Source organism: Cupriavidus sp. H19C3, assembly GCF_049393815.1.
In the GTDB taxonomy this organism is placed as follows: Bacteria; Pseudomonadota; Gammaproteobacteria; order Burkholderiales; family Burkholderiaceae; genus Cupriavidus.
The window spans coordinates 827,746-843,310 of record NZ_CP184985.1 but is presented as its reverse complement, the minus strand read 5'-3'; the positions used below and the strand labels follow the sequence as shown (position 1 = coordinate 843,310).

Annotated in this window: 13 protein-coding genes; 3 read left to right on the top strand and 10 right to left on the bottom strand. The window is 67.1% G+C overall.

Annotated features, from left to right (window positions below):
- Positions 1–72: 72 nt before the first annotated feature.
- From DFLDMN_RS03800 to DFLDMN_RS03780, 5 genes are all read right to left on the bottom strand, one after another.
- Positions 73–1,128, bottom strand: coding sequence for a cyclase family protein (locus DFLDMN_RS03800; RefSeq protein WP_423197178.1), 1,056 nt, complete (start codon positions 1,126–1,128; stop codon positions 73–75).
- Between the two features lie 4 nt (positions 1,129–1,132).
- Entirely contained in the window at positions 1,133–2,056 is a 924-nt protein-coding gene (locus DFLDMN_RS03795) for an IclR family transcriptional regulator (RefSeq protein ID WP_423197177.1), read from the bottom strand.
- 147 nt (positions 2,057–2,203) lie between these two features.
- A complete protein-coding gene (locus DFLDMN_RS03790) occupies positions 2,204–3,391 on the bottom strand; it encodes an AI-2E family transporter (protein ID WP_423197176.1) in 1,188 nt (395 codons plus the stop codon).
- Positions 3,392–3,730: 339 nt separating this feature from the next.
- Entirely contained in the window at positions 3,731–3,880 is a 150-nt protein-coding gene (locus DFLDMN_RS03785; protein WP_423197175.1) for a hypothetical protein, read from the bottom strand.
- Positions 3,862–4,800, bottom strand: coding sequence for a LysR family transcriptional regulator (locus DFLDMN_RS03780; protein WP_423197174.1), 939 nt, complete (start codon positions 4,798–4,800; stop codon positions 3,862–3,864). The genes DFLDMN_RS03785 and DFLDMN_RS03780 overlap by 19 nt, the downstream gene beginning before the upstream one ends.
- A 157-nt stretch (positions 4,801–4,957) precedes the next feature.
- Between DFLDMN_RS03780 and DFLDMN_RS03775 the strand changes: the two genes are divergently transcribed.
- The 3 genes from DFLDMN_RS03775 to DFLDMN_RS03765 are packed head-to-tail and all read left to right on the top strand — an operon-like array spanning position 4,958 to position 8,291.
- Positions 4,958–5,932, top strand: coding sequence for a Bug family tripartite tricarboxylate transporter substrate binding protein (locus DFLDMN_RS03775; protein ID WP_423197173.1), 975 nt, complete (start codon positions 4,958–4,960; stop codon positions 5,930–5,932).
- Between the two features lie 35 nt (positions 5,933–5,967).
- Complete coding sequence (locus DFLDMN_RS03770) at positions 5,968–7,338, top strand: MmgE/PrpD family protein (protein WP_423197172.1); 1,371 nt, start codon at positions 5,968–5,970, stop codon at positions 7,336–7,338.
- Positions 7,339–7,340: 2 nt separating this feature from the next.
- Complete coding sequence (locus tag DFLDMN_RS03765; RefSeq protein WP_423197171.1) at positions 7,341–8,291, top strand: D-2-hydroxyacid dehydrogenase family protein; 951 nt, start codon at positions 7,341–7,343, stop codon at positions 8,289–8,291.
- Between the two features lie 96 nt (positions 8,292–8,387).
- On the opposite strand, the gene DFLDMN_RS03760 is transcribed toward DFLDMN_RS03765, so the two are convergent.
- The 5 genes from DFLDMN_RS03760 to DFLDMN_RS03740 all read right to left on the bottom strand — a co-directional run bounded on the left by DFLDMN_RS03760 (position 8,388) and on the right by DFLDMN_RS03740 (position 15,458).
- A complete protein-coding gene (locus DFLDMN_RS03760; protein WP_423197170.1) occupies positions 8,388–9,314 on the bottom strand; it encodes an aldo/keto reductase in 927 nt (308 codons plus the stop codon).
- A gap of 244 nt (positions 9,315–9,558) precedes the next feature.
- A complete protein-coding gene (locus DFLDMN_RS03755; protein WP_423197169.1) occupies positions 9,559–11,235 on the bottom strand; it encodes an MBL fold metallo-hydrolase in 1,677 nt (558 codons plus the stop codon).
- Positions 11,236–11,420: 185 nt separating this feature from the next.
- Positions 11,421–13,820: a DNA polymerase II gene (locus DFLDMN_RS03750; RefSeq protein WP_423197168.1), complete on the bottom strand. Its 2,400-nt coding sequence runs from the start codon at positions 13,818–13,820 to the stop codon at positions 11,421–11,423.
- Between the two features lie 97 nt (positions 13,821–13,917).
- Positions 13,918–14,352, bottom strand: a complete 435-nt coding sequence (locus DFLDMN_RS03745; RefSeq protein WP_423197167.1) for a hypothetical protein — start codon at positions 14,350–14,352, stop codon at positions 13,918–13,920.
- Between the two features lie 122 nt (positions 14,353–14,474).
- Positions 14,475–15,458, bottom strand: coding sequence for a Bug family tripartite tricarboxylate transporter substrate binding protein (locus DFLDMN_RS03740; RefSeq protein WP_423197166.1), 984 nt, complete (start codon positions 15,456–15,458; stop codon positions 14,475–14,477).
- Positions 15,459–15,565: the final 107 nt, after the last annotated feature.

Genomic DNA, 15,565 nt, shown 5'->3' with positions numbered 1-15,565 from the left:
GGCGAGCGCGCCAATGGCCTTGCGGCCAAAGGTCATTTGCATGTCTGTCTCCTCTGTTTTCTTATGGGGGTACTACACGGTGGCAATGGGCGTCACCGGCGAGCCCACCGCACCGGGCAGGCGCAGCGGCGGCGCGGTCAGCAGGAAGCGGTTGCGGCCGTGTGCGCGCAGCCAGTCCGCGAGGTCCTTGAGGTACCAGAGTTCGCCGAGCGGCAGACCAAGCTTGAACAGGCAGTGATGGTGCAGCGGCAGCAGCGGGTGCGTGGCCTGCCCGGGCGGCGCCGGGCGGGCGGGATAGCGCTCCACCGCGTAGTTGTCGGCGATCAGCGCGGCCATGCCGGCATCGGTAATCCATTGCAGCAGCCGTTCGTCGCGGCCGTCGAGCGCGCAGCAGCTATGGTGCAGCACGGTCTCGTCCGGATTGCGCGCCATCGACAGCACCACCTCGGCAAAGCCGGTGCGCAACAGGAGCATGTCGCCGCGTTCCACCTCCACCCGGCCGGCTTCCATCGCGTGCATGAGGTCGTCGTAGCCCACATTGCGGAAGTCGGTGCCGAACACGTGCGCGAGGTCGACCAGCACGCCGCGTCCCTGCATGCCCTTGACGGCAAAGTTCTCGATGCCGAGCGCATCGGCATGGCTATGCTCGTGGCCGCACGGGTGCGCGGCAAAGTGATTGTCCTCGGCGTACTCCATGGGGCCCACGATGTCGGCGTTGGCACGGTAGCCGTTGTAGTACACGCGCTCGGCGCGGCCGTCGCCATCGGCATCGAACAGCGCGCCCACGTGCGCAAGCGAATCCCACTGGGTCGAATACTGCAGCGACAGCAGGACCTGGTCGTCGCTGATTACGTCGGTCGCGGCCGGATCCACCTTGGCCAGCGGAAAGTTGAGGTAAGGCACGTCTTCGCGGAAAGTCGGCCGCAGCACGGGAGGATGGCGGCGCGGATTCAGCTTGTTGCCGCCTGGATAGTCGAGCGGCAGCGACAGGCAGAAACTCAGGCCCGCCCGGATCTCCTGCGCGCCCTTGACCACCTGTTCGGCGCCGAGCAGGTTGACGCGACCCAGCTGGTCGTCGGGACCGAAATCTCCCCAGTTGGAGCCCTCAGGACGTTGCTTCCAGCGCATGCGGTCAGACCTCCTCGATGTGGGACGCGGGCCGGCCCGGGGCGGGGCGGGCGGTGCGCGTACGGGTTGCGGACAGGTGGGTGGCGGCACTTGCCGTGCCGCTCCCCCGGGCTGGTGCGCGCGCTGGCTCGTCCGCTTTGTCGGCCACCCTGGCCGCGCCGGCCGTCGGCACCGGCGCATGGCCGCGCCACGTCGCGCAGATGGTCTCCGCCTCGCGCCGCAGTGCGCGCGCCAGCGCGGGTTCGCGTTCGGTAATGCGTTCGTTGAGTGCGGCCATGCTGATGGCACCAAGCGGGTAGCCATCGGCGTCGGGCAGCGCAATCGCAATGCCGCCCATACGCTCGACCACGACGTCGAGCAGCACCGCATAGCCGCGCTCGCGCGTGGCCTCCACATGCCGGCGCAGCGCGTCGGCACTCAGCCGGGGGTAGCGCCGCAGCGCCGGGGCGATGCAGCCGAGCACGGTCTCCATCTCCGCATCGGGCAGCGCCGCCAGCAGCGCCAGACTGCCGGCGCCGATGCCGAGCGGGCGGCGGCTACCGATATCGAGATAGTTGGCGCGGATGGGAAAGGTGCCCAGGCGCAGTTCGATGCAGACCGACTCCCAGCCGCTGGGCACGGACAGGATGGCGGAGTCCTCGAAGGTGTTGGCCAGGCGAATCAGCGCGGGCCGGACAATGGGCCGCAGGTCGAGTCGGCGCAGTGCAGCGGATTGCAGCGTCAGCCATTCGCGCCCCGGGGAAAAGGCCTTGGTTTCGGCATCGCGTTCGACCAGGCCTTCGGCGACCAGCGTCTCGAGCAGGCGCAGCGCCGAAGCCTTGTCCACGCCAGCGGCCGCCGCCACGTCGGTCAGGCGCGTATGGCGCGTATCCGATAGCGCGCGCAGCAGCCGACAGGCCTTCTGCAAGGACGTGCTGGGAACCGTCACGCGTTGTCTCCGAATCTTGTTGGATTTCGCCGCGTGAAACTGTTTTCCGCGACGTTATCGCTTTATAGGCGATACGGAGCGGGTCGTCATTTTGCGTTGCGGCAAAGTTTTGCCGCATGAAACCTGCATGCGTCGCGATCTGCCAGGCTACTCGCCGAGAAACTCGGCGATCACTTCCATACCCTCGACATGGTCGGCCACCACCTTGACGATCACGGCGAGCGGAATCGCCAGCAACATGCCCCAGGTGCCCCACAGGAAGGTAAACAGCAGCAGCGCCACGAACACCGCCACGGCGTTCATGCGCGCCATGCGCCCGGTCATCCAGGTTGTGACCACCGACCCGATCAGCGTGGCAATGAACAGCGATCCACCCGCGGCCACCGCGGCCATGCCAAGCGTGCCGAACTGCATGAACGTCGCCACGCCAAGGCATGCGGCAATCAGCACCGCACCGAAGTAGGGTACGAGGTGCAGCGCGGCCGCCGCCAGCGCCCAGGTGCCTGCGTTGTCGAGGCCGATCCACTTGAGCAGCAGCCACGTACACGCACCGAGCGCGGCGTTGGTCACCACCAGCATCAGCATATAGCGCTGGATAGACCGGTTGATCTCGTCCAGCATATGCACGCTGATCTTCTTGCGCGTGATGGTGGGGCCGGTCATCTTGATGAACTTGCGCTTGAACATGTCGCCCGCCAGCAGCAGGAACCAGGTCAGGAACAATACCGCCGTGGTCTGCGCAATCATCGCGAACACGCTGGCCGAGCCCAGCCACAACACGTTGCCGAGGCCATCGCTGGGCCGCTCGACCACGATCTGCGCGCCACGCGCGGGCGGCGGCTGGCCGGTGCCGCTCAGCACGGTTGCGGCGCGCCGGACCTTCTGGATCATCGAATCGTCGCCGCTCATGAGCGCACCCACGGAGCGCGACAGCTTGCTGGCGATCTCGGGCAAGCGGTCGACGATCGACTCTACCTGCCCCTGCAGCAGGTAGGCCAGGCTGGACAGCAGGCACATCGCCGCCAGCAGCACCACCGTCGCGCCGACGGTGCGGGGCACACGCCACCGCTGCAGCGTTGCGACGAGCGGATCGAGCAGATAGGCGATGACCACCGACATCACCACCGGCACGAGAAACGTGCGTGCGGCGTGCAGCGCGTAGAGCGAGGCCAGTACGGCCAGGATCGTCAGCGCCACGCTGGCGCGGTGCAGCGAGGGGGCCCAGGGCGGTGGAGTGTCTTCGGACGTGGCCGCCGCCAGCGGCGCCTCGGGAGGCTCCGGACTGGCTTCGGCAGGACTGGATGGGGTCGTGGCGGCAGGCGTGGCGATGGACATGATGGATGCGCGTGGCAGGCACAATGCCTACTGCTAACACCATAGCCAACCGGCACGCCGCCGGTGTCGGCGCGGCGCGCCTCCCGCTGTAGGACGGCGGCGCGAGACCGTGCCCGTGTGCCGCCCAAGGCCGTTCAGGCGCTTACCGCGAAGCGATACCGCAAGGCGGCGAACTGAGAGGGTGAACTGAAGCGGCGAACGAAGCGACGAACGAAGCGACGAACGAAGCGACGACGAAAAAGAAAAAGCCCGGAATGCTACCTCCGGGCTAACAAGGGAACTGATACAGCGCTACACAGCGCCAAACCTGCGCCGGCGGCACGCCTTCGCGCCGTCCGCCTAGCGGTGTTTGTCTCCACCCTGGCGATTGCCCGGGTCCATCACCTGCTGGCGCAGCAGCGGGTCGTTCTTGAGTACCCAGCGGGCACCGAAGGCCAATGCCACGATGCAGGCCAGCACATACGCAACAATCACGGTGAGAGGCAGCATGGTTCGTCACAGTCGTAAGTTGCGACCGCAGTGCCGTCGCTTGCGGACGGCGGGCCGGAATGAGACCGGATTGTAGGGAAGGGGCCTGCGCTTGGCGTCTGACAATCAATGTAGGCAGCGATCTCTCGGCCCGCCAGTCGGATCCGTCTGACAGGACGGATTACGCCGTGCTTTTCCTGCGGACCCGGCGGGTGCCCGCCGCCGGCGTGTCGCTGTTGGCGGTGCGCAACATTTCGTACAGTTGCTGCGCTGCCGGCGACAGCGAGCGGCCGCGGCGGCGGATCAGCCCGACCGTGCGCGTGACCGTCGGCTCTACCAGCGGCACGCTCTTGAGCGTGGGATGCGTCGTACTGGCCAAGTTCCGCCCACGCGACCTTGCGCTTGCGTGCCAGCGGATGGTCGGGCGGGCAGGCCACCACGAACGGCTCCTTGAGCACCGGCTCGAATTCCACATCGGGCTCCTGCGTGCCGATGTAGTTGAGCCCGAAGTCGGCTTCGTTGCGCACCACCATGTTGAGCACCTCGTTGGCGCCCTCGTCGATCAGTCGTACCACGATGCGCGGATAACGCGCGTGGTACTGGCGCAGCACGGCCGGCAGGAAGTAACGCACCGCCGAGGGCACGCACGCGACCGTCACTTCCCCGGTGATGCGCGTGGCTACGTCCCGGATGCCGAGCAGCGATTCCTCGAGTCCGTTGAGCAGCTCGCGCGCCTTGCGCGAAAACTCGCGTCCCACGGCGGTCATCTCGACCGAGCGCGTGGTGCGGTCGAACAGGCGGACGCCGAGCACGTCCTCGAGCTTCTCGATGCGCCGCGACAGCGCCGGTTGCGACAGGTGCAGTTCCGCCGCGGCGGCGCGGAAGCTGCTGAGTTCGGCCACCGCCACGAAGGCGCGCAGATCGGACAAATTGAAATTCATGCAGACCTTGCATCAATCTTGAAGAAACTTGCAATTCACAGTCTATCACCGGGCAGCGATGATACGGCTTCCCTCGGCTCGCCCCTGCAGTGGCGGTGCTCCGGGGAGCGATCCAGAACATAGCGCCCGACTCCCATCCATGGCGCAGGAGGAAGACATGAACCAGACCCGCCGCACCCTGCTCAAGGCCAGCGCGATGCTGCTCGCCGTGCCCGGCTTTGCCGAGGCACAGGACCCGTTTCCCAACAAGCCGTTGCGCTATATCGTCCCGGTCTCCGCGGGCGGCGGTTCCGACCTGATCGGCCGTACCGTGGGCGATCGCTGGGGCCGCCTGCTCGGCCAGTCGTTCGTGGTCGAGAACCAGGCCGGCGGCGGCGGCGTCATCGCGTGCCAGATGACGGCGAAATCCGCTCCGGACGGCTATACGCTGATGCAGGGCTATGTGGCCACGCATGGCACCAACCCGGCCACGCGCAAAGTCCCCTACGACCCGGTCAAGGACTTCACGCCGATCGGCATGATCGGTGGCACGCCCAACGTGCTGGTGGTCACGGCCAGCGTGCCGGCGTCCAATCTGAGCGAGTTCGTCGACTACGCGCGCAAGCATCCCGGCATGCCATATGGCTCGTCCGGACCGGGCTCGCTCACGCACCTGACGATGGAGCTGTTCGCGCAGCAGATGAAGCTGCAACTGACGCATGCCGCGTATCGCGGCATTGCGCCGGCGTTCAACGACCTGATTGGCGGACAGACCCAGGCGATGTTCCCGGGCCTCTCGGCGGCGTTGCCGCATATCCGTTCCGGACGCGTCAAGGCGATCGCCGTGACCGGCCATGCGCGCCATCCGCTGCTCAAGGACACGCCCACGCTGGAAGAGGCCGGTCTCAAGGGCTTCGACGCCATGCAGTGGTATGGCGTGGTAGGCCCCGCCGGCATTCCCGCGGACGTCGTCGCCAAGCTCAACAGCACCTTGACCACGGTGCTCAAGAGTCCCGACCTCGCGGACAAGTTGTCATCGGAAGCGCTGCAGCCGCAACCGATGACACCCGACCAGTTCCGCCGCTATATCGCCGACGAAGTGGCCCGCTGGGGCAAGGTCGCGCGCGATCGCGGCATCAAACTCGACAGCTGATCCGGCTGCTCACAGACTGAACAAGGAAAGCATCCATGGCCCGCAATACCCACGTCGCCGCCGACCTCAACGCGCCGCCGGTCACCCGCATACTCGGCAAGTATGTCGCCACCCATCCCTCGCGCGGCTGGAGCGATGCCGTCGACCACGAGGCGCACCGCACCTTCATGAACTGGCTGGGCTGCGCCGTCGGCGCCGCGCGTCACGAAGCCGCCGAAGCCACGCTGGCGGCGGTCGCGATGCTGCAACCGTCCGCCCAGGCCACCGTGCTCGGCCGCGCCGACAAGGTCGACATGGCCAGCGCCGCGCTCGTCAACGGCATTACGTCGCACACCTTCGACTTTGACGACACGCACCTCAAGACCATCATCCACCCGGCCGGCCCGGTGGCATCGGCCGCGCTGGCGCTGGCCGAGCATATCGGCGCCAGCGGTCGCGCGGTGACCGATGCCGTGGTGCTCGGCATCGACGTCGCCTGCCGGGTGGGCAACGCGATGTATCCGGACCACTACGACCGCGGCTGGCACATCACGGGCTCGACCGGTATGCTCGGCGCGGCCGCGGCGTGCGCGCGCCTGCTTGAACTCGACGAGGAACGCACCACCATGGCGCTTGGCCTGGCCGCGTCGCAACCGGTGGGGCTGCGCGAGCAGTTCGGCACCATGACCAAGCCGTTTCATCCGGGCGGCGCCGCCCGCGCCGGGCTGATGTCCGCGCTGATGGCGCGCCATGGCTATACGGCGAGCGCGCGCGCGCTGGAAGCGCCGCGTGGCTTCATGCAGGTGATCTCGGCCAAGGCCGACTGGAACGAAATCACCGACGAGCTCGGCAGCCGCTTCGAGATCTCGTTCAACACGTACAAGCCGTTTGCCTGCGGCATCGTGATCCACCCGAGCATCGACGCGTGCGTGCAACTGCGCCAGCAGGGCGTCACGCCTGCCGATGTGGAACGCATCGAACTGACCGTGCATCCGCTGGTGCTGGAGTTGACCGGCAAGAAGGAACCGAGCGACGGCCTGCTGGCCAAGTTCAGTGTCTACCACGGCTGCGCCGCCGGCCTGATCTTCGGTCGCGCCGGGGAAGAGGAATTCTCGGATCATATCGTCACGCGCGAAGACGTGGTGGCGCTGCGCCGCAAGGTAGTGGCCACCGCCGATGGCGGCGTCGACGAGGCGGCCGCGCTGGTCAAGGCCGTGCTGAAGGATGGCCGCGATGTACGCGTCAACGTCGAGCACGCGATCGGATCGCTGCAGCGCCCGATGAGCGATGCCGACCTTGGCGCCAAGTTCCATGCGCTGGCCGATCCGATCCTGGGCGAAGGCAAGGTGGGCCAGCTGATCGATGCCTGCTGGAAGCTCGGTCAGAGCCCCGACGTGCGCACCATCACGGCGCTGGCCCGTCCGTAATCATGACGCGCCCCCGTATTGCGGTACTCGGCGACTACGAGCGCGCGCTGACGCGGCTGGCCGACTGGTCGGCCATCGAGGCGCGCGCCGAGGTGGTCTTCCATCATGAGCCGGTGCAAGGCGAGGCCTTGACGGCGGTGCTGCGCGAGGCCGAGGGACTGGTGCTCGTGCGCGACCGCACGCCGCTCGATGCGGCCACGTTGCGCCTGGCCGAGCGGCTGAAGTTCGTGGTCTTTACCGGCACGCGCAACACCACGCTGGACCAGGAAGCGCTGCGCGCGCGCGGCATTCCGGTTGCCAACACCGAATGGGGTCCGTCCAAGGAAAGCACTTGCGAAATGACGTGGGCGCTGATCCTGGCGGCGGCCCGTCAACTCGAAGCGCAGTTCGCGACCATGCGCAACGGCGGCTGGCGACCCGCCGCGAGCGCGCCGTTGCCGGGCGTCCTGCATGGCGCACGCCTGGGCCTGATCGGCCTCGGCGAGATCGGCAAGCGCGTGGCTCGCGTCGGCAAGGCCTTCGGCATGGAAGTGGTGACGTGGAGTCCGCGCATGACGCCCCAACGCGCGGCGGAAGAGGGCGTGACGGCGGTCAGCCTGGAGGCGCTGCTGTCCACCTCGCGCGTGGTCAGCCTGCATCTGGTGCCGACGCCGGCCACGACGCGGCTGATCAATGCCGAGCGCCTCGCGCTGATGCGTCCTGACGCGATCCTGGTCAATACCTCGCGTTCCGCGCTGATCGATATGGACGCGCTGCCGCGTGCGCTGGACCAACGCCGCCCGGCCCTGGCAGCGCTCGACGTGTTCGATGTCGAACCGGTCCCGGCCGACGCGCCGCTACGCCGGCGCCAGGACTTCGTGGTCACGCCGCATATGGGCTTTGTCAGCGAACCGGTCTTCGCGATGTTCGCTCAGGGCGTGGTCACCGCGCTCGAAGGGTTCCTCACGCCATGAGCGGCCGCGCGGGCGGGGCGCCCGTGCGCTTGCGGGTGCTTCCGCACGCGTCGCGCCAGCGGGTGCGCTGGCGCCGCAGGACGCGGGAATTCCTGCTCAGTAGTGGCCCAGCGGCGCTTCGATCAGTTGGCGCGCCGTCCGCGTGCGGGCGGGCGAGTCGAGCGCGACGATGGCATCGTCGATCTCTGCCCACTCGGTCGCGCTGAGTTGCAATGCTCGCGCCCGCACGTTTTCCTCGAGATGCGGCAGCGAGCTGGTGCCGGGGATCGGTTGAATGGATGGACTGCGCTGGAGCAGCCAGGCAAGACAGAGCTGCGCCACGGTGGCGCCGTGTCTGGCTGCGGCGCGCGAGAGCAACTCGCTCGGCATCGGAAACCATCCGCCGCCGAGCGGAAAATAGGCCAGGAACGCCATGCCGTGCGCTTCGCAGTAATCCAGCACCGGCTGCTCGCCGCGATAGGCGATGTTGTACAGGTTCTGCACGCTCACGATATCGACCACGCGACGCGCACGCTCGATATCCTCGACGCTGACGTTCGATAGTCCGATGTCGCGGATCTTGCCCTGTTCCTGCAGACGCGCGGCGGCACCGAGGCTTTCCTCGATGGGCACGTGCGGATCGACGTTATGGAGTTGCCACAGATCGAGACACTCGACCTTCAGGTTGCGCAAACTCAATTCGGCCTGCTGGAACAGGTACTCCGGGCGACCCAGCGAAGGCCATGGCGGCGGTACATTGGGTCCGCCGTTGACGCAACCCGCCTTGGTCGCGATCTGCAGACCCTTGCGATAGGGCGCGAGCGCCTCGGCGATCAGCTGCTCGTTGGCCTGCGGCCCGTAGGCATCCGCGGTATCGATAAAATCAACGCCGAGCTCCACGGCTCGCTGCAATACCTTGCGCGCATTGGACATATCGGCCGGAAAGCCGAACATGCCGGGCCCTGACAGGCGCATGGCGCCCAGACCGAGCCGCGCCACCTGGGCGCCGCCGATACGCATCGTAGCGGAGGTGTAGGAATCCATCTGCAATCACTGTCCTTGTTGGCGTGAAGCCATACACGTTTGCGGTGTACCGGAACTTAGCACCAGAACACGGCACGCGGACGGATCGTGCCGGAACTTGCCGCAAGCGGCCGTTCTCCTCGCGACGGATGCGTGCGGAACAGGAAACGCGCACACACTTCGCGGTGCTGTTATTGACGCGTGGTTGACCGTCCGGGCTCGCGGACCCGGACTGGCTTGCGCGGCATGGCCTGCAGGCGCCCGCTCAGCCCAGTTGCCAGCGGCCGTCGGCTTCTACCGCCACGCCGTCCAACACCAGCTTGTGCAGATGCGCGAGCAACGAACGTTGCGCCACCGGATGCATGCGGGCCGGCACGTCGTCGTAGACGCTGGCCAGCACCGTGGCGATATCCGCCGGGCCGAGCGCGCGCAGCGCGTTGACGACCTTGGCTTCGCGTTGTTGCCGGTGGCGGATCAACAGGCGGATCGCATCGTGCGGGCGTGCCATCAGGAAACCGTGGCCGGGGGCGATCCAGTCGATGTCTTCCGCGAGCAGCGCATGCAATGACGCCAGGTACGCGTGCATATCGCCGTCCGGCGGATTGATGACCACGGTCGATCCCTGCATCACATGGTCGCCCGTGAACAGCATCTTTTCTTCCTCCAGCAGGAAGCACAGATGATTCGAGGCATGGCCCGGGGTGTGTACCACGCGCAGCGTGGTATGCGTACTCAACGCGATGCGTTCGCCATGCTCGGGCATGCGATCGGGCGCGAAGGTCGGGTCTTGCCGATCCCGCACGGTGGTCACGCGGCCCAGCACGATGGCGCCGGTGGCGGCGCGCATGCGCACGGCGGCCGGCGAATGGTCGAGGTGGGTATGCGTGGCCAGGATCCAGCGGATCGGTCCGGGCGCGGCCGCCAGCACCGCATCGATATGCGCGGTGTCGTCCGGGCCGGGGTCGAGCACGGCCCACTGGTTGTCCGCACCGGCGATCAGATACGTGTTGGTGCCCGGCCCCGTCATCACGCTGCCGTTGTTCGCCGTCACGCGGATCACGCGTTCGGACAGTGTCACCGCGACATCGGGCTCCAGCGCATAGCGGCCATGGCCGGCGCCGTCCGGATCGATCTTGCCGATCTCCGCATAGGGCGCTTCCTCGGGCATGACCGGAAGCACGCCCCTGGCGCCCGTGGCCAGCCGCGGCATGATCTGCACGATGCTGCGCAGCTGGCGCGCATGCTGGATGCATGCCGCCGCGCTGGTGAAGTGCGAGATCGACTGCAGCATCCTGCGCGTGACATTGACGAACGACATGCCGCTCGCTTCGTGCAGCGCATCGACGGGCCGGATCCAGCGATGGTCGACCGCTTCCACGCCATCGTGGGTGGCCGTCTGCCGTGCGGGCGCCAGAGCCAGGAAGAAGCGGGTGTCGAAGCGCTTGGCCAGTCCCGGCGGGGTCAGCCAGTGGCTCACATAGGCGAGTTCGTCGACGGCAATGCGCAGGTCCAGCGTCTCGCACACATGCGACAGACCCTTGCCGCCATAGCGCGCCGCATCGCGCAGCGTGTCCTGCGTGGCGGTGTCGAGATCGTCGAGCGCGATCAGCTGGCCGGCGCGGTCGCGCGCGAACAGCAGGCCGGCCTCTTCAAACGCCTCGCGAATCGCGCACAGGTAGAAATCGAGCCCGTTGCCCGGCGTCCCAAGGCGGGCGCTCGCGGCGGCATCGTCGAGGCCGACGCATAGCGGATGGAGTGCCGCGTCCTGCGAATCGAGCGTGCCACCGGGAAACACGTAGGCGCCGCTGCTGCGGTCGTCGCTGCGCTCGGGTCGCTGCATCAGCAGGACTTCCATGCCGTCGGCGCCATCGCGCAGCACGAGTACGCTGGCGGCCATGCGCAGGGCCTTGGAGCGGGCGGGAGAGGTTGGGGCGACGGACATGACGGCGAGGTTGAGGGTGGCGGTGATGGCAGTGATGCCGGAATGGCGTGAATGCGTGAATGCGTGAGTGGCGACGATGGTGGCGCAGACGAGCCGACAGCACACCAGGCAGAACGCCACGCACAACAGCCGCCAGTTTAACGGCTTGCGCGCGCACGGCCTCGCCGCGCCGCAACATGCGCGGTTCAGCCGCCGCCAAACAGCTCCATCTGCCCCGTCAGCAGCGTATCGAAGTCATCCCCGAGAAACGGCAGGATCGCATCGGCCACGGGCTGCAACTGCTTGCCGATGTAATGGGCATAGTCGATCGGCGACCGGCGCGTCTCCAGCGGCTCGGGCCCGGCCACCGTCATCACATAGCTGATCCAGCCGCCATGCTGGTACTGGCGCGGCCGACCCTGCTGCGCGTTGAACTCGTCGGCCATGCGCGCGGCGCGCACATGCGGCGGCACATTGCGCTGATAGTCGTCGAGCTGCCGGCGCAGGCGCTTGCGATAGACCAGCTGATCGTCGAGCTCGCCCGCCAGGGTCTTGCGGACGGTCTCCCGCACATAGTCCTGATACGGCTCGCGGTCGAACACGCGCTGGTACAGCGTCTGCTGGAATTGCTGCGCAAGCGGAGACCAGTCGGTACGCACGGTCTCCAGCCCCTTGAACACCATTTCGCTACGGCCATCGGGCCGCAGCACCTGGCCCGCGTAGCGTTTCTTGCTGCCGAGGTCGGTGCCGCGGATGGTCGGCATCAGGAAGCGGCGGAAATGGGTTTCGAACTGCAGCTCCAGCGCGCTGTCGAGGTCGAATGTCTTGCGCAGATGTTCGCGCCACCACTGGTTGACCTGCTGCACCAGATCGTGCCCAATGGCCGCGGCATCCGCCTCCGAATGCGGCCGCTTGAGCCAGACGAAGGTCGAATCGGTATCGCCATAGATCACGTCGTAGCCGCGCGCCTCGATCAACGCGCGCGTCTGCCGCATGATTTCGTGTCCGCGCAGCGTGATCGAGGACGCCAGCCGTGGGTCGAAGAAACGGCAGCCGCTGGATCCGAGCACGCCGTAGAACGCGTTCATGATGATCTTGAGCGCCTGCGACAGCGGCTTGTTGTGTTCGCGCTTGGCGGCCTCGCGCCCCTGCCATACCCGCGCGACGATGGCCGGCAGGCAGTGCCGGGTGCGGGAAAAACGCGCACCACGATAACCCGGCACCGACGCCGCCGGATCGCTGCTGCCCATGCCTTCCACCAGGCCGATCGGGTCGATCAGGAAGGTGCGGATGATCGACGGATACAGGCTCTTGTAGTCGAGCACCAGTACCGACTCGTACAGCCCCGGCCGCGAATCCATGACAAAGCCGCCGGGGCTGGCCTCCGGCTGCAAGGTGCCAAGGTTGGGCGCGACATAGCCCTGGCGATGCATGAGCGGCATGTACAGGTGCGTGAACGCCGCCACCGAGCCGCCGCTGCGGTCGGCCGGCAGCCCCGTGACGGTGGCGCGCTCCAGCAGGAACGACAGCAGTTCCGTCTGCTCGAAGATACGCGTGACCAGCACGCAGTCCTGCAGGTTGTAATGCGCGAGCGCGGGCTTGTCCTCGGCGAACATGCGATCGATCGCATCCATGCGGTCATACGGATTGTCGATCGCCTTGCCTTCGCCGAGCAGCGTTTGCGCCACCGCTTCCAACGAGAACGACGGAAAGCTCCACGTTGCCGAGCGCAGTGCCTCGATGCCGTCGATGATGAGGCGTCCCGCCGCGCCCGCAAAGTAATGCTGCTGCTGGCTGTGCTCGCGCCATTCGAGCACGGCGCCGCCGCGGCCCAGCCGCAACGGTACCTGCAGGCGCCGGGCATGCTCATGCAGCACACGCAGGTCGAACTGGACCAGGTTCCAGCCGATGATCGCATCGGGGTCGTGACGGGCCATCCACTGATTGAGCTGTTCGAGCAGTGCCGCGCGCGACTCGCAATATTCGAGCGTGAAGTCGAGATCGGCGGGTGTATCGCGGTTGGCCGGCCCCAGCATATAGACCTGACGCTCGCCGCAGCCCTCCAGCGCGATCGAGTAGAGCTCGCCGAACGCATTGGTTTCGATATCGAGCGACACCAGCCGCAAGTTGGGCCGATAGTCGGGATCGGGCTTGAGCTGGGCGTCGCGCAGCACGCCGTCCGCATCCGGCTGTCCGCTGAAGCGCACCGGGGCGGTGATGAAGCGTTCCATCAGGTAGCGCTCGTGCGGCCGGATATCGCCTTCGTACACATCGATGCCGGCCTGGCGCAGCAGTTTCTCCGCCTGCAGCAGCTGGCGATACTGCGCGCAGTAGACGCCGATGACCGGACGCTGCCGGAAGTCCTGCAGTTGCAGTGGCCGCAGTTCGGCCTCGACCTTGCCCGCGCTGCCCCGGTGCCGCGAACCTGGTTGCAGCACCGTTTCGGCAAGCGCGCGCTGCTCGGCCGGGATAAAGGCAACCGAGGGCTGATAGGGCAGGCGAAGCTGGCGCGGGCCATCGTCGGTGGCCAGCCAGAAGTCGACTTCGGTGCCTGCCGGCGTGTCGCGCCAGTGCCGGGTCAGGATAAAACCCTGCGGAAGCGTCACTGCAGATATGAGGTGGTGGAAATCTGCCGCGATTCTAGCGGATGGCAAACGCCGGTGAGCGTGGCCGCCGCCCCTCGGGCGGCACGCCGCGCGGCAATTACAGCGGTGCGTCGACGAGCAGCGCCGCGGCGAGCTTGCGGATGCGGCGGTCGACAAAGTACCCGCCGCCTTCCACATAGCGCAGGAAGTGCCGCCCACACACGGTGCAGGCCCAGACGTCGCAGCGGTTATACGGAAAATAGCGCGGGGCGATGGGTGCTTCCGGCGACCAGAACTGGGTGCGCGCGGGATGGTATTCGTCGAACGGGGGTTCGTCCTCGCTGACACGCAGGGTGCCGACCTCGCGCAGCTGGTCTTCGGGAAACGAGACCGGCTGGCTTTCCCAGGCGGCGGAGAGCGACTTGACGCACGCGCACGGCGCGGTCACGGCGTCGGAATGCTGTGCCAGCGCCACGAGGGCAGGGTAGTCGATGGGGGAATCGGCAGCGGAGTTGGGACCGGAGTTGGAAGCGGAGTCGGGCAGCGGCGGCATTGCGTGGGGCGTGGGTTGAGGTCAGGCTGCCGCGCGCTCCCCACGCTCCCACGCGCCCTTGCCCGTGGGCGAGGCGCGCGCGTGAGCTTGGGGAGGCGTGCGATCGGTACGGAGGATACCGCTTAGTCGACCGTTGCGCCCGACGCCTTCACCGCGGCGCCCCACTTGGTGATCTCGGTCGAGATGAACTGCTGGTATTGCTGCGGCTTCATGGCCATCGGCTCCACGCCCAGGCCGGCCAGTTGCGCCTTGACGTCCGGCGAAGCGAGGATGGCCTGCACTTCGGCGTTCATGCGATCGGTAATGGCTTGCGGCAGACCGGCCGGGCCAAGCAGGCCGTACCACGGCTGGGCGTCGAAGCCCTTGATGCCGGCTTCGGCCAGCGTAGGCACGTCGGGCATGGCCGGCGAGCGCTGCGCGCCGGTCACGGCGATCACCTTCAGGTTGCCGGCCTTGACCTGCTGCATGATCGGCAGCGGGTTCTCGAACGCAAGCGGCACCTGGCCACCGACGAGGTCGTTCAGCAGCGGGCCCGATCCCTTGTACGGAATGTGCTGGATCTTGGTCTGGGCAGCCACGTTGAACATCTCGCCGATGATGTGTTGCGGCGTGCCGGAGCCGGCCGAACCGAAGGCGAGCTTGCCTTCCTTGCCCTTGGCGATGATGTCGTTGAGCGAGTTCAGGCCCGACTTGGCGTTGACCGCCACCACGAAGCTCGTGTGTGCCAGCGGCGAGACCGCCGTGAAGTCCTTCTGCGGGTTGTAGTTCAGCTTCGGATAGAGCGCACCGGCGATCACGATCGGGCCGCTTGCCGCGAGCAGGAACGTGTAGCCGTCCGGCTTGGCCTTGGCCACGTATGCGGTGCCGATGTTGCCGCCGGCGCCGGGACGGTTTTCCACCACGATCGGTTGGCCCAGCTTTTCGCCCAGGCGGGTGGACAGCAGGCGGGCCAGCACGTCAGTAGTGCCACCCGGTGCGTACGGTGAGACCAGCATGATCGGTTTGTTGGGCCAGGCGTCTTCGGCCTGGGCGAGGGGCATGGCGCCAAAGGCGGCGGCGGCCACGGTGACCAGCGTGGCAACGCGGCGGGGGAATGCAAAGTTCATTACGTCTCCAAATCTTTGTTATGCAAGGAATCAAGGCCTCCAGGGGGCACGCCATTCTAATCCGTCGAGCCGTGAAACCGGCTCGCCGATGTTTAACATTTTTACGA

Bases quoted from the DNA above. Each gene is read 5' to 3' on its own strand.
- DFLDMN_RS03800 (WP_423197178.1), bottom strand. From the start codon at position 1,128: ATGCGCTGGAAGCAACGTCCTGAGGGCTCCAACTGGGGAGATTTCGGT.
- DFLDMN_RS03790 (WP_423197176.1), bottom strand. From the start codon at position 3,391: ATGTCCATCGCCACGCCTGCCGCCACGACCCCATCCAGTCCTGCCGAA.
- DFLDMN_RS03785 (WP_423197175.1), bottom strand. From the start codon at position 3,880: ATGCTGCCTCTCACCGTGATTGTTGCGTATGTGCTGGCCTGCATCGTG.
- DFLDMN_RS03780 (WP_423197174.1), bottom strand. From the start codon at position 4,800: ATGAATTTCAATTTGTCCGATCTGCGCGCCTTCGTGGCGGTGGCCGAA.
- DFLDMN_RS03775 (WP_423197173.1), top strand. From the start codon at position 4,958: ATGAACCAGACCCGCCGCACCCTGCTCAAGGCCAGCGCGATGCTGCTC.
- DFLDMN_RS03770 (WP_423197172.1), top strand. From the start codon at position 5,968: ATGGCCCGCAATACCCACGTCGCCGCCGACCTCAACGCGCCGCCGGTC.
- DFLDMN_RS03765 (WP_423197171.1), top strand. From the start codon at position 7,341: ATGACGCGCCCCCGTATTGCGGTACTCGGCGACTACGAGCGCGCGCTG.
- DFLDMN_RS03760 (WP_423197170.1), bottom strand. From the start codon at position 9,314: ATGGATTCCTACACCTCCGCTACGATGCGTATCGGCGGCGCCCAGGTG.
- DFLDMN_RS03755 (WP_423197169.1), bottom strand. From the start codon at position 11,235: ATGTCCGTCGCCCCAACCTCTCCCGCCCGCTCCAAGGCCCTGCGCATG.
- DFLDMN_RS03745 (WP_423197167.1), bottom strand. From the start codon at position 14,352: ATGCCGCCGCTGCCCGACTCCGCTTCCAACTCCGGTCCCAACTCCGCT.
- DFLDMN_RS03740 (WP_423197166.1), bottom strand. From the start codon at position 15,458: ATGAACTTTGCATTCCCCCGCCGCGTTGCCACGCTGGTCACCGTGGCC.